This is a genomic window from Kitasatospora sp. NPDC032121 (assembly GCF_055580145.1).
Genome location: NZ_JBVILX010000010.1, coordinates 171658 through 184496, shown reverse-complemented (window position 1 = coordinate 184496; position 12839 = coordinate 171658). Strand labels below are relative to the sequence as shown.

Here is a 12839-nt window from a genome sequence, read left to right as displayed (position 1 = left end):
CTCCCCGTCTCCAAACGGGAAAACCCCCCCCCCCCCCCCCCCCGCACCCCCCCCCCCCCCCCCCCCCCCCCCCCCCCCCCCCCCCTGCCCGTACGGTTCGCTACTGCCGGTCCGTCACTGCACCGGGATGACGGACGTCAGCCACTGGAAGGCGGACGGGACCATCTTCTTCCACTGCTCGGTGGTGTGCGGGCCGGAGCCCTCCTCGACCTGGACGGTGGTCGGGGCCTTGGCCGCGGCGCGGATCGCCTCGCCGTCCTCGAAGCCGTCCCCCTTGGAGCCGCTGACCAGCAGGGCGACCTTCGGCGGCTGCGCGGCGGTCTTCAGGATGTTGACCGGGTTGTTGGCCTCGCGCAGCTTGGCGTCCTTGCCGACCAGGGAGTCCGGCTCCTGGGCCGGGTCGTTGTAGCCGGACATCGCGATGGCGGCCCGGTACCGGTTGGGGTGGGCCAGCGAGATCTTGGCCGCGCAGTGGGCGCCGGCCGAGTAGCCGGCGATCGCCCAGCGGTCCGCGGACGGGTCGGCGCGGAAGTTGTCCAGCACCATCTGCGGGACGTCGCGGGTGATCCAGGCGTCGGCGTTGATCTTGCCGGGGATGTCGGTGCAGCCCGCGTCCTGGTTGTTCAGCAGCTTCGTGCGGGGCGAGACCAGGATGAACGGGGCGACCTTGCCCTGCTGCATCAGCGGCTTGAGCTGGTCGGAGACCTTGAGGGTGCCGTACCAGGTGGAGGAGGAGCCGGGGTAGCCCGGGATCAGCTCGACCACGGGGAACTTCTTGTCCTTGAACGCCGGGTCGTTGTACTGCGGCGGCAGCCAGACCAGCACCTCGCCGTCGACGCCGGACACCTGGCCCTTGAGCTCGGTCCGCTGCACGTCCTTCGGCACCGCCGGGTCATCGACGCCGCCGAAGCTCTGCTTGACCTTCGGCGGCTCCTTGGCGGCGTCGGCGGCGCTCTGGCCCGGTGCGGCCGCGGCCGGGTCGACCGGGGTCACCACGGGCACCGCGCGGACGTGGTTGCCGGTGCCGAGCAGGTCGTCCCAGTTGCCGTAGATCAGGTTGGCGTTGTTGACCATCACGAAGACCATCAGGACGGCCGTGACCTGGCAGAACATGATCATGACGATCCGGGTGAGGTACCGCACCGGCTTGGGGCCGCCGACCTTCCCCCAGAACAGCAGCGCCACCGCGATGGAGACCGGCACCAGGATGACGGTGAGGAGGAAGAATGGCGTACCTGTCAGTTCCATCGATTCTCGTATCCGGGTCGCACGCCGCCCGGGCCCCACTCGCCCGGACGCACGTCAATGGCATCAGACGGCGATGGACCGATGATCGGTTGCCGTCCGAATCTGTGCGGAACCTGAGAGGAACATCACTTTCTCGTGATGAACCCCCTTCGGACCGGCACCTAAGTCTGCCACCCGAACGGACGCCGTCCGGACCAGGTGCTCAGCGAACTACCAGGAAAGGTCCCCCGGGGCACCTTACCTCCCAGGCCGTTCGACCTGCCGGGCGAGGCGGTGCGATCGCGCGCGGCACGGGCAGGGAGACTATGGGGATGAGCATCACCCGCTTTCGCCCGTCCCGCCGCTTCTGGCCCGTGTGCGCCGTTCTGGCACTCGCGGTCACCGCGGCCGGTTGCAGCAGTACCGGAGGCAGACGCGCCGAGGAGGCCCGCGCCAAGGCCGCGGCCACCGGCGCCAGCGCCGTCACCACCCCGCGCTGGAAGGTCGCCATGGTGACCCACGCCGGAGCCGGCGACGCCTTCTGGGACACTGTGCGCAAGGGCGCCGAGCAGGCCGCCGCCAAGGACAACATCACCTTCCTGTACTCCAACGACGCGCAGACCCAGAACCAGGTCCAGCTCGTCCAGGCCGCCATCGACCAGAAGGTCGACGGCCTGCTGGTCACCCTCGCCAAGGGCGACGCCATGGCCGACGTCCTCGGCAAGGCCAAGGCCGCCGGCATCCCCGTGATCACGATCAACTCCGGTCAGGAGTTCTCGCAGAAGTTCGGCGCGCTGACCCACGTCGGCCAGGACGAGTCCACCGCCGGCCAGGCGGCCGGCGCCGAACTGGCCTCGCGCGGCCGCAAGAACACCCTCTGCGTGATCCACGAGCAGGGCAACGTCGGCCAGGAGCAGCGCTGCTCCGGCGCCCAGTCCAAGGCCGGCGGAACGTTCCAGGTGCTCTACGTCAACGGCGTCGACATGCCCGACGCCCGCGCCGCGATCTCCGCCAAGCTCCAGGCCGACCCGTCCATCGACACCGTGCTCACCCTCTCCGGCCCGATGGCCGCCACCGGCCTCCAGGCCATCCAGGACGCCCACCGCGGCGTCGAGCTGGACACCTTCGACCTGGGCACCCAGGTGGTGTCCGGGCTGAAGTCCGGCAGCGTCGGCTTCGCCGTCGACCAGCAGCCCTACCTCCAGGGCTACACGGGCGTCGACCTGATCTGGCTGTACAAGTACAACCTGAACATGCTCGGCGGCGGCAAGCCCGTCGAGACCGGCCCGCAGATCCTGACCAAGGACAACGCCGACGCGCTCGCCGAGTACGTCGCGAGGGGGACCAGGTGAGCACCCCCGACCTCCTCGCCAGGGACGGCCTGCTCGACGACCGTCCGGCGGCCCTGCGGCGGCTCCTCGCCCGCCCCGAGCTCGGCTCGCTGATCGCCGCCGTCGCGGTCTTCGTGGTCTTCGCCGCCGTCGCCGAACCCTTCCTGCGGGTCTCCTCGATGGGCACCGTGCTGTACGCGGCCTCCACCATCGGGATCATGGCCGTGCCGGTCTCGCTGCTGATGATCGGCGGCGAGTTCGACCTCTCGGCCGGCGTGCTGGTCACCACCGCCGCGCTGACCTCCTCGATGGTCTCGTACCAGTTCACCGCCGTGACCTGGGTCGGCGTGTTGGTCTCGCTGGCGACCACGCTGGCCGTCGGCTGGTTCAACGGCTGGATGCTCGGCCGCACCAGGCTGCCCAGCTTCATCGTCACGCTCGGCACCTTCCTGATGCTGACCGGCGCCAACCTGGGCGTCACCAAGGCGATCTCCGGCACCGTCTCCACCAAGTCGATCGCCGACATGGAGGGCTTCGCCTCCTGCCGGTGGCTGTTCGCCTCCGAGGTCACCATCGGCGGACTGGCGATCAAGGCCACCGTCTGGTGGTGGCTCGGCCTGCTCGTGGTCGGCAGCTGGGTGCTGCTGCGCACCCGCTTCGGCAACTGGATCTTCGCGGTCGGCGGCGACGCGGACGCGGCCCGCGCGGTCGGCGTGCCGGTCGCCCGGACGAAGACCCTGCTCTACCTGGGCGTCGGCTTCGGCGCCTGGGTGCTCGGCCAGCACCTGCTGTTCTCCTTCGACACCGTGCAGTCCGGCGAGGGCGTCGGCAACGAGCTGATCTACATCGTCGCGGCCGTCATCGGCGGCTGCCTGATCACCGGCGGCTACGGCTCGGTGGTCGGCTCCGCGCTCGGCGCGCTGATCTTCGGCATGGCCAGCAAGGGGATCATCTACGCCCAGTGGAACCCGGACTGGTTCAAGTTCTTCCTCGGCGCGATGCTCCTGCTGGCCGCGCTGCTGAACGCCTACGTCAAGCGCCGGGCCGAGCGGGGGCCGCGATGAGCAAGGACGTTTCGGCGGCCTCCACGGTCTCCGCCGGGGACGAGCTGCTCTCCCTGGACGGCGTGGGCAAGAGCTACGGCACCGTCCGGGCGCTGCAGGACGTCTCGCTGACCCTGCGGGCCGGCGAGATCAGCTGCGTGCTCGGTGACAACGGGGCCGGCAAGTCCACCCTGATCAAGATCATCGCGGGGCTGCACCAGCATGACGAGGGCACCCTGACCGTCGGCGGGGAGGAGGTCCGCTTCGACTCCCCGCGCCAGGCCCTGGACCGCGGCATCGCCACGGTCTACCAGGACCTCGCGGTCGTCCCGCTGATGCCGGTCTGGCGCAACTTCTTCCTCGGCTCCGAGCAGGGCATGCGCCGCTGGGGCGGCCTGCGGCTGGACGCCGACGGGATGCGCGCCACCACCCGCGAGGCGCTCGCCAGGATGGGCATCGACCTGCACGACGTCGACCGGCCGATCGGCACCCTCTCCGGCGGACAGCGCCAGTGCGTGGCGATCGCCCGCGCGGTGCACTTCGGCGCCAGGGTGCTGATCCTGGACGAGCCCACCGCCGCGCTCGGCGTCAAGCAGTCCGGGGTGGTGCTCAAGTACGTCACCGCCGCCCGCGACGCCGGACTCGGGGTCGTGCTGATCACCCACAACCCGCACCACGCGTACCTGGTCGGCGACCACTTCACGCTGCTCAAGCGGGGGCGGATGGCGGGCAGCCACCCGCGGGCCGAGATCAGCCTCGAACAGCTCACCACCGAGATGGCCGGCGGCTCCGACCTCGCGGAGCTGTCGCACGAGCTGGCCAGGCCGTCCGTCTCCGGTCCGTCCCTCTCCGGTCCGTTCGCCCCCGGCGCTTCCGGCTCCGGCCCTTCCGGCTCCGGAGGTTCCGGCTCCGGAGATTCCGACTCCGATCCGTCCGACCCCCGTGAGGAGCGTCCGCAGCTGTGACCAGCTCCCAAGGCAGCACCCGGCCGCCCGTCCTGCCCACCCTGCTCGGCCTCGGCCCGCGCGCCGAGCGCCGCCGCCGCGCCCTGCCCGCCGGGATACTGCGACTGCCCACCATCGGCGTCGACATCGGCGGCACCAAGGTGGTCGCCGGAGTGGTGGACGGCGAGGGCAAGGTGCTGGAGAAGCTGCGCACGGACACGCCGCACAAGAGCAAGAGCCCCAAGGTCGTCGAGGACGTCATCGTCGAGCTGGTGCTCCAGCTCGCCGACCGGCACGACGTCCACGCCGTCGGCATCGGCGCGGCCGGCTGGGTCGACGCCGACCGCTCCAAGGTGCTGTTCGCCCCGCACCTCAACTGGCGCAACGAGCCGCTCCAGGAGGCGCTCAGCGAGCGGCTGCGGTTCCCGGTGATCGTGGAGAACGACGCCAACGCGGCCGCCTGGGCCGAGTGGCGCTTCGGCGCCGGCCGCGGCGAGGACCACATGGTGATGCTGACCCTGGGCACCGGCATCGGCGGCGCGGTGGTCCGGGACGGCTACGTGGACCGCGGCAAGTACGGCCTGGCGGGCGAGTTCGGGCACATGCAGGTGCTGCCCGGCGGCCACCGCTGCCCGTGCGGCAACCGGGGCTGCTGGGAGCAGTACTCCTCCGGCAACGCGCTGGTGCGCGACGCGCGCGAACTGGTCGCCGAGGAGTCGCCGGTGGTGCAGCCGCTGCTGGCCCGGGCCGGCGGCACGGTCGAGGGCATCACCGGGCCGCTGGTCACCGAGGCCGCCCAGGACGGCGACCCGACCGCGACCGAGCTGCTCTACGAGGTCGGCACGTGGCTCGGCGTCGGCATCGCCAACCTGGCCGCCGCGCTGGACCCGGGCCGCTTCGTGATCGGCGGCGGGGTCTCCGAAGCGGGCGACCTGCTGCTCGGCCCCGCCCGGGACACCTTCCGCCGCACCCTCACCGGACGGGGCTTCCGCCCGGAGGCCGCCATCGTCCACGCCGCCCTCGGCAACGAGGCCGGCCTGGTCGGCGCGGCCGACCTGGCCCGGCAGGTGGCGCGGCGCTTCCGCACGATCAAGCGCCGGCGGGTGGAGCGCAGCGCGCTGTAGCGGGGAGCCGCTGACGGCGGACAGCTCACGGCGGACGGTCGACAGCTGACAGCTGACGACGAACGGCCGACAGCTGAGAGCTGACAGCTGACAACGAACAGCCGACAGGTTTCAGATGACAGATTTCGTTTTCTGTCATCTGAAACCTGTCGGCTGTTGCCGTTCCGCTCCCACCGAACCCGCCGGCCCTGTAGCCCCGTCAACTACCCATTGATATCGGCGCGGTGTGGTTGTCGGATCATGCCTCCTGTGGAACAACTGATGAGTTGACGTCGACTCAGGAGGACTCGCATGAGAGCTCTGGCCCGTCTCGCGCCGTCTCTGTTACTCACCACCGCACTGGTCTGGTCCGGCGTCGGACCGGCCGGCGCCGCGGCCCCGCCGTCGAAGGTGCCGGAGGCGGTGGGCTGGGGCGGGGCGGTGGCCACCGTCGACGCCGACGCCACCGCCGCCGGCATCGAGGTGCTGCGCAACGGCGGCAACGCGGTGGACGCGGCCGTCGCCGCCGCCGCGGCCCTCGGGGTCACCGAGCCGTACTCCTCCGGCATCGGCGGCGGCGGGTACTTCGTCTACTACGACCACGCCACCGGCCGGGTGCACACCATCGACGGCCGCGAGACCGCCGGCCGCACCGCCGACAGCGGCCTCTTCCTGGAGGACGGCAAACCCCTGGCCTTCGCCGACGCCGTCACCAGCGGCCTGTCCGTCGGCGTCCCCGGCACCCCCGCCACCTGGGACGCCGCGCTGCGCCACTGGGGCACCCGCTCGCTCGCCCGGAACCTCGAACCGGCCGAGCGGATCGCCGACAACGGCTTCGTCGTGGACGACACCTTCCGCAACCAGACCGCCGACAACTACGCCCGGTTCAAGGACTTCCCGGCCACCGCCAAGCTCTACCTGCCGAACGGCAAGCCCCCCGAGACCGGCAGCGTGCAGCGCAACCCCGACCTCGCCGCCACCTACCGGCTGCTCGCCAAGGACGGCGTCAAGGCCTTCTACCAGGGCGAGTTGGCGCGGGACATCGCCGACACCGTGCAGCACCCGCCGGTCGACCCGGCCTCCGGCCGGGGCGTCCGCCCCGGCAAGGTCGACACCACCGACCTCGCCGACTACCGGGTCCGCGAGCAGGCGCCCACCCACGTCTCCCACGGCGCCTACGACGTCTACGCGATGGCCCCGTCCAGCTCCGGCGGCACCACCGTCGGCGAGGCGCTCAACATCCTGGAGGACGGCGGCGACGTCTCCGCCTACAGCAGCACCCAGTACTACCACCACTTCCTGGAGGCCTCCCGGATCTCCTTCGCCGACCGCAACCGGTGGGTCGGCGACCCGGCCTTCAGCGACGTCCCCACCAGGCAGCTGCTCTCCGAGCGCCACGCCGCCGCCCGGGCCTGCCTGATCAGCCCGGACCACGCGCTCACCAGCCCGCTCGCCCCCGGCGACCCGCGCCACCCCGCGCCCTGCGCCGACACTGGCCAGGCCGTCCCCGAGCCGTACGAGGGCCCCAACACCACCCACCTGACGGTCGCCGACCGCTGGGGCAACATCGTCTCCTACACGCTCACCATCGAGCAGACCGGCGGCAGCGGCATCACCGTCCCCGGCCGGGGCTTCCTGCTCAACAACGAGCTGACCGACTTCGACTTCACCCCGCTCGCCCCGGGCGTCCCCGACCCCAACCTGCCGGGCCCGGGCAAGCGGCCGCGCTCCTCGATGTCCCCGACGATCGTGCTGCGCGACGGCGAGCCGCTCCTCGCCACCGGCAGCCCGGGTGGCGCGACCATCATCACCACCACCCTCCAGGTGCTGCTCGGGCGGCTCGACCGGGGCCTGAGCCTGGAGCAGGCCATCGCCGCGCCGCGCGCCAGCCAGCGCAACAGCGCCGCGACCCAGGCCGAGCCCGGCTTCCTGGCCCTGCCCGAACGGGCCGCGCTGGAGGGCCTCGGGCACAGCTTCGTCAGCAGCGGTGAGATCGGCGCCGCCACCGGCGTGGAACGGCTGCCGGACGGCCGCTGGGTGGCCGCCGCGGAACCGGCGCGGCGCGGCGGCGGCTCGGCCGCGGTGGTCCGGCCCGCACGCTGATCGGACCGGCCTGTCGGTGCCGGGCGGTATGTTCGGGGTGGGTCTCCCGCGAGGGGAGGCCCACCCCGTCCGTCATGCCCGTCCGCACACCCGACGCACACCCGTCCGCACCGAACCACCGGGAAGGCCGCCCGCCGTGACCGTCCGCATCGCCACCTGGAACATCAACTCCGTCACCGCGCGGCTGCCCAAGCTCCTGGAGTGGCTGGAGAGCGCCAAGCCCGACGTGCTCTGCCTCCAGGAGCTCAAGTGCGCGGCCGACGCCTTCCCGTACGAGGCGGTCCGCGAGCTCGGCTACGAGACGGCCGCGCACGGCACCGGCCGCTGGAACGGCGTCGCGATCGTCTCCCGGCTCGGCCTGGAGGACGTCGTGCGCGGCCTGCCCGACCAGCCCGGCTACCTCGCCGACGGCGCCCTCCTGCCCGAGGTCGAGCCGCGCGCCGTCGCCGCCACCTGCGGCCCGGTCCGGGTCTGGTCGGTCTACGTGCCCAACGGCCGCGAGGTCGGCCACGCGCACTACCGGTACAAGCTGGAGTGGCTGGAGGCGCTGCGCAAGGCCGCCGCCGAGGACGCCGCCGGCTCCCGCCCGTTCGCCGTCCTCGGGGACTTCAACATCGCCCCGACCGACGAGGACGTCTTCGACACCGCCGCCTTCGAGGGCCTCACCCACGTCACCCCGGTCGAGCGCGCCGCGCTCACGGCCCTCGGCGACATCGGCCTCCGGGACGTGCTGCCCCGCCCGCTCAAGTACGACCGCCCCTACACCTACTGGGACTACCGCCAGCTGGCCTTCCCCAAGAACCGGGGCATGCGGATCGACCTCACCTACGCCAACAAGCCCTTCGCCGACGCCGTCACCGACAGCTACGTGGACCGCGAGGCCCGCAAGGGTAAGGGCACCTCGGACCACGCGCCCGTCGTGGTGGACCTCGACCTCTGATCCGGTCGGCGGGCGGCACGGCAGTGGGCACGGCGGCGCCATGACCGGCATCACAGCGGGTCACGGGTCGTAACCCGAACGGGTGTGAGCGCTGGCCGGGCGCGAGGCGGGTCCCTACCGTCGGTGAATGACCGGGTGCGGTTGATCGAGCACGTGGACATGGGAGTCCCCGGCCGCGCCCGAGAATCCCGGAGGTTCCGGCATGCGCCCCATGCGTACGGCCGCCGCCGCCCTGATCGGCGCGACGGCGCTGACCGGCCTGACGGCCCCCCTGGCATCCGCCAGGGACGGCTCCGCCTCGGTCAGCCCGTCCCAGGCCGCACCGGGCCAGACCGTGCGGGTCACGGTCTCCTGCGAGAAGTCGGACAAGCCCGACGCCAAGACCGTCACCGCCCGCTCCGCCGCCTTCGAAGGCGGCCCGGCGACCCTCACCCTGGGCCCCGACGGCAAGCACAGCGGCTCCGCCCGGCTGGCCGGCCAGTACGCCGGGGACAGCAGGGTCGACGGCACCTGCCCGGACGGCGGGGCCTTCGCCACCACCGTCAAGGTCGCCGCCGAGACCTCCACCACCCCCGACAGGAGCCTCGGCGAGTGGGGCGAGGCCGCGGGGGAGTGGGCCGGCTCGCTCGGGCAGTCCGGCGCCGACAGCCGGCAGGTCGCCCCGCACGGCTCCGTGCAGACCGGCCTCGGCGGCTCGGTCGCGGCGAATCCGGCGGAACTGGCCGGCGGCCTCGCGCTGGTCGGGGGCGGCGTCGGCGGCTTCTGGCTGCTGCGGAGGCGCGGTGCCTGAGGCCTCGCCCCGCGCCCGAGGGCGCGTCCCCGTGTCGCGCCGCCGGAGCCCTTGAGGGCCGGCGGCACGGCGGTATGTCGGACGGTCGGACGGTCGGGTGATCCGGCGATGCGGCTGTCCGCTGACCCGACGACCCAGTGATCCGACGACCAGGCGGTCAGGAGATCCGGCGGTCAGGCGGTCTGCGGTCCGGCGCCGTTGTCGGCCTCGCGGTGGAGCCGCTCCTGGTGCCGGAGGGTGCCGTCCGCCAGCAGGTACTGGGCCAGTACATAGGTCGCCATGATCCAGAACTGATGGCCCGGCAGCTCCCGCCACTTCGCCAGCTGGGTGGCGATCAGTGTGTCGGAGAGCAGGAACAGCGCCCCGCCCAGCCCGGTCCGCCAGCCCAGCCCGGCCGAGGTGACGGCCGTCGAGGCCAGCAGCAGGCTGTAGCCGGCCACCGGCACGCGCAGGTCCCCGAGGTCCGGCCAGAGCTGTCCGACCAGGGCCACCCAGGCCGTCGCGTACGCGGCCGCGACCACCAGGGCCCGGCGGCGGTCACTGAGCGCGCCGCGCTGGACGAACATCGTCACGTAGCAGACGTGCGCCGCCGCGAACGAGCCCATGCCCGCGAGGAACGCGGGGTCGTTCTTCAGCTGGAGCAGCACGTCCCCGCCCGCGCTCAGCAGCAGCGCCGGCGCCAGCAGCTTCGGCGCCTCCCGGCCGGCCTTCGCGGCCGCCGTCACGCTGTGCGCGGCCAGCAGTGGCATCAGGGCCGGCTTGGTGGCGTTCTGGAGCACCGAGACGCCGGAGGCGATCGCGCCCAGGTGTGCCGCCGAGGTGGCCGCGAAGCCGCCCAGCAGGCCGCTGGCCGAGCGCAGGCGTGCTCCGAGGCCGACGCGGTTGGTGGTACGGACAGTCATGCGTGCGCCTCTCGGTGATCTGCTCTTCGGACCGACCCTAGAGGAGCCGGAGCGGCGGCGGAAGAGCGGGTTACCGGTGCGTAACCCCCGTCGGGCGCGGCGGATGACGGGGCGGTCGGTTAGCGGAGCGCGGGCGCCCGCTTCGAGGGCTCTTGCGGAGAGTTCCTCAGGAGGGCGGTTGCTGCCGTCGGGTGACCCGGGCACCGTCTAGTCTGGACCCCGACATGGATCAGCAGGAGTACGCGGTCGGCGCCACCCGGGTGGCCACCGGCAGGCCGGACGGACGCACGGGCGGGGCAGGACGGGGAACCGCCGCCGCCGTCCTCGCCGTACGCGAAGCCGGGCCCGCCGATGCCGTCCTCGTCGTACGCGAAGCCGGGCCCGCCGCCGACGTCACGCTCTCGCCCGACCCCGGACTGCTGCGCCTGGCCCACTGGTTCGCCGCCGCCACCCCCGGCACCGCCGACGACCTCTGTGCCGCCTCCTTCGGCCTCTACCCGGCGCGCCACCTCGGCGGCGCCGCCGAACCCGCCGCCGAGCCCGGCGTCAGCTGGTGGCACGGCCCCACCGCGTACGGCGCCACACCCGTTCGCCCTCGCGAGGACCGCACCGACGGCGGCCTGCGCCGCGCCCGGCGCGACGACGCCGCACTGCCCGTCGTCCGGTCAGGTGCCAAGCCGGGCAGGCCGGGTCGGCACCGCAGGCCCGAGGGCACGCCGGTGGTGCCGCCCACCGTGACGGCGCAGGATCGTTCCGGCGAGGAGCTCCCCGCGGCCGAACGCCGGATCGCCGCCCGGCTGTTGCTCGCCCATCCGCTGGTCACCGCCTCCGGCCCGCACGCCGACGGCTTCCCGCTGATCCGCCGTCACCGCGACTGGCTCGCCGAGCGCTTCGACACCCTGCTCGGCTACCGCCTCGTGGTCGGCCCCTGGCATGCCCGGCTCTGCAAGGCCGGCCTCGGCGCCGACGCCGCCCGCCGCCTCGAACACCCCGTCACCGGCGCGCCGTTCACCCCGGCCGGGTACGCCCAACTCGCCCTCGTACTGGCCCTGTTGGTCGACGCCCCGGAGGAGCTGGGATACCGGCGGCTGCTCGACGCGATGGGCGCCGCCGCACCCGAACTCGCCGCCGAACAGGCCGACCTCGACATGGCGCTGGCCGCACTGGCCGGCTGGCAGGTGCTCGGCGAGCTGCCCGCCGACCCGGCCGACGGCTCCTTCGTGCTGACCGTGGACCGCGAACTCGCCCGTGCCGTCCCGGCCGGCCCGCCCGCCCTCGCCGACGACGCCGACGACCTGATCCGCCGCGCCGCCGAGGCCGAACCCGCCACCGCCGTCCGCCGCCTGCTCGCCGAGACGCCCGCCGTCCTGGCCGCCGACCTCCCCGAGGACCACCGCGCCTGGCTGGCCGAGCACCGGCTCAGCGGCCCGGCGGCGCTCGCCGAGTTCCTCGGCCTCGAGGCCGAACTCCGGGCCGAGGGCGTCGCCCTGCTCGACCCGGCCGCCGAACTCACCGACCTCGCCCTCCCCGGTGCCGGCACCCTCGCCCAGGCCGCCCTGCTGCTGGTCGAGCGCCTGGTGGAGGAGGTCCGCCCGCTGCCCGGCGAGACGGTGGCCGGCGACGTCCCGATCCCGGACGCGCTGATAGACGGGGTCCTCGGCGACATCGCGGACGAGTACGGCCTCCCCGCCCGCTACCTCGCCGACCGCACCGCCCTGCGGCGCGACGCCCTCGACCTGCTCCACCGCCTCGCCCTGATCGCCCCCACTCCCCACCCCACCCGGCCCCCGGCCTGGCGCCTGCGCCCCCCGGCCGCCCGCTACGCCCCGGCCCCCGACCTCCACCCCACTCCCGGCACCGGCCGCCACTCCCGCCCCGGCCCGTTCGTCCCACCCCCGCCCGGCCCCCGCACCGAACAGCGGGCGTAGCCGGGGTTTGCGCCCCCCCCGGCGGCCCGCTTCGCCCCGGCCCCCGATCTTCACCCCGTCCGAACTTCACCCGTCCCCGGTATCGGCCGCCCGTCACGCCCCGGCGCCCGACCTCCACCCCGTCCCCGGTATCGGCCGCCACTCCCGCCCCGGCCCGCTCGTCGTGCCCGCCGGTGACCGGCCGGGGGTACCCGATCGGTGGTGGCGGAAAGCAAGAAGCACCGCGTCCGGTGTGGGACCGCGGTGCCGGGTGGGGCGGGTTGCTACTTGCTGGCGGAGGCGCTGGTGACGGGGCCGTGTTCGACGGTTTCCACGGTGGCGCCGACGCCCAGGGTGCCGAGGGCGATCGAGGCGAGGACGGCGGTGACGGCGAGCAGCCGGCGGTGCCACTGGGGCAGGGGGAAGCGCGGTTCCTGGAAGGGCGCCTGAGGGCTGGCGTTCATGACAGGGAGGTTTCCAGGGCGGTGTGAACGGTCGGTACGCGCGGGTGAAGTCCGGACGGGGGTTGGGCGTCGGTTGGTCGCATAT

The 12839-nt window shown here is 73.4% G+C and carries 11 protein-coding genes; 8 read left to right on the top strand and 3 right to left on the bottom strand.

Annotated features, from left to right (window positions below; translation table 11 throughout):
• Positions 1 to 114: 114 nt before the first annotated feature.
• On the bottom strand, positions 115 to 1248 hold the full coding sequence (locus ACZ5OX_RS24485; RefSeq protein WP_449788828.1) for an alpha/beta hydrolase: 1134 nt from the start codon (positions 1246 to 1248) through the stop codon (positions 115 to 117).
• A 317-nt stretch (positions 1249 to 1565) separates the two neighbouring features.
• Between ACZ5OX_RS24485 and ACZ5OX_RS24480 the strand changes: the two genes are divergently transcribed.
• The 7 genes from ACZ5OX_RS24480 to ACZ5OX_RS24450 all read left to right on the top strand — a co-directional run bounded on the left by ACZ5OX_RS24480 (position 1566) and on the right by ACZ5OX_RS24450 (position 9481).
• Positions 1566 to 2579, top strand: coding sequence for a sugar ABC transporter substrate-binding protein (locus ACZ5OX_RS24480; protein WP_449788885.1), 1014 nt, complete (start codon positions 1566 to 1568; stop codon positions 2577 to 2579).
• Positions 2576 to 3622 carry an ABC transporter permease gene (locus tag ACZ5OX_RS24475; protein WP_465632940.1) on the top strand — a complete coding sequence of 349 codons (1047 nt, stop codon included), beginning with the start codon at positions 2576 to 2578 and terminating at the stop codon, positions 3620 to 3622. The genes ACZ5OX_RS24480 and ACZ5OX_RS24475 overlap by 4 nt, the downstream gene beginning before the upstream one ends.
• The gene (locus tag ACZ5OX_RS24470; RefSeq protein WP_465632938.1) at positions 3619 to 4566 is read left to right on the top strand and encodes an ATP-binding cassette domain-containing protein; all 948 of its coding nucleotides are present in this window, start codon (positions 3619 to 3621) and stop codon (positions 4564 to 4566) included. Before ACZ5OX_RS24475 ends, ACZ5OX_RS24470 begins: the two co-directional genes overlap by 4 nt.
• Positions 4563 to 5669 carry an ROK family glucokinase gene (locus tag ACZ5OX_RS24465; protein WP_449788825.1) on the top strand — a complete coding sequence of 369 codons (1107 nt, stop codon included), beginning with the start codon at positions 4563 to 4565 and terminating at the stop codon, positions 5667 to 5669. The genes ACZ5OX_RS24470 and ACZ5OX_RS24465 overlap by 4 nt, the downstream gene beginning before the upstream one ends.
• Before the next feature lie 291 nt (positions 5670 to 5960).
• On the top strand, positions 5961 to 7751 hold the full coding sequence (gene ggt / locus ACZ5OX_RS24460) for a gamma-glutamyltransferase (RefSeq protein WP_465632935.1): 1791 nt from the start codon (positions 5961 to 5963) through the stop codon (positions 7749 to 7751).
• 136 nt (positions 7752 to 7887) lie between these two features.
• Complete coding sequence (locus ACZ5OX_RS24455; protein WP_465632934.1) at positions 7888 to 8691, top strand: exodeoxyribonuclease III; 804 nt, start codon at positions 7888 to 7890, stop codon at positions 8689 to 8691.
• A gap of 202 nt (positions 8692 to 8893) precedes the next feature.
• Positions 8894 to 9481, top strand: a complete 588-nt coding sequence (locus ACZ5OX_RS24450; RefSeq protein WP_465632932.1) for a hypothetical protein — start codon at positions 8894 to 8896, stop codon at positions 9479 to 9481.
• Positions 9482 to 9654: 173 nt separating this feature from the next.
• On the opposite strand, the gene ACZ5OX_RS24445 is transcribed toward ACZ5OX_RS24450, so the two are convergent.
• Positions 9655 to 10383 (bottom strand): lysoplasmalogenase, encoded by a 729-nt coding sequence (locus ACZ5OX_RS24445; RefSeq protein WP_465632930.1) that lies wholly within the window; start codon positions 10381 to 10383, stop codon positions 9655 to 9657.
• A gap of 224 nt (positions 10384 to 10607) precedes the next feature.
• On the opposite strand from ACZ5OX_RS24445, the gene ACZ5OX_RS24440 reads away from it, so the two are divergent.
• Positions 10608 to 12311 carry a DUF2398 family protein gene (locus ACZ5OX_RS24440; protein ID WP_465632928.1) on the top strand — a complete coding sequence of 568 codons (1704 nt, stop codon included), beginning with the start codon at positions 10608 to 10610 and terminating at the stop codon, positions 12309 to 12311.
• Positions 12312 to 12574: 263 nt separating this feature from the next.
• Here ACZ5OX_RS24440 and ACZ5OX_RS24435 read toward each other — a convergent pair whose 3' ends face one another.
• Positions 12575 to 12754, bottom strand: coding sequence for a hypothetical protein (locus ACZ5OX_RS24435; RefSeq protein ID WP_465632927.1), 180 nt, complete (start codon positions 12752 to 12754; stop codon positions 12575 to 12577).
• Positions 12755 to 12839: the final 85 nt, after the last annotated feature.

Excerpts from the sequence above, each read along its gene's own strand:
- ACZ5OX_RS24485 (WP_449788828.1), bottom strand. The coding sequence starts at position 1,248 with ATGGAACTGACAGGTACGCCATTCTTCCTCCTCACCGTCATCCTGGTG.
- ACZ5OX_RS24470 (WP_465632938.1), top strand. The coding sequence starts at position 3,619 with ATGAGCAAGGACGTTTCGGCGGCCTCCACGGTCTCCGCCGGGGACGAG.
- ggt (WP_465632935.1), top strand. The coding sequence starts at position 5,961 with ATGAGAGCTCTGGCCCGTCTCGCGCCGTCTCTGTTACTCACCACCGCA.
- ACZ5OX_RS24450 (WP_465632932.1), top strand. The coding sequence starts at position 8,894 with ATGCGCCCCATGCGTACGGCCGCCGCCGCCCTGATCGGCGCGACGGCG.
- ACZ5OX_RS24445 (WP_465632930.1), bottom strand. The coding sequence starts at position 10,383 with ATGACTGTCCGTACCACCAACCGCGTCGGCCTCGGAGCACGCCTGCGC.
- ACZ5OX_RS24440 (WP_465632928.1), top strand. The coding sequence starts at position 10,608 with ATGGATCAGCAGGAGTACGCGGTCGGCGCCACCCGGGTGGCCACCGGC.
- ACZ5OX_RS24435 (WP_465632927.1), bottom strand. The coding sequence starts at position 12,754 with ATGAACGCCAGCCCTCAGGCGCCCTTCCAGGAACCGCGCTTCCCCCTG.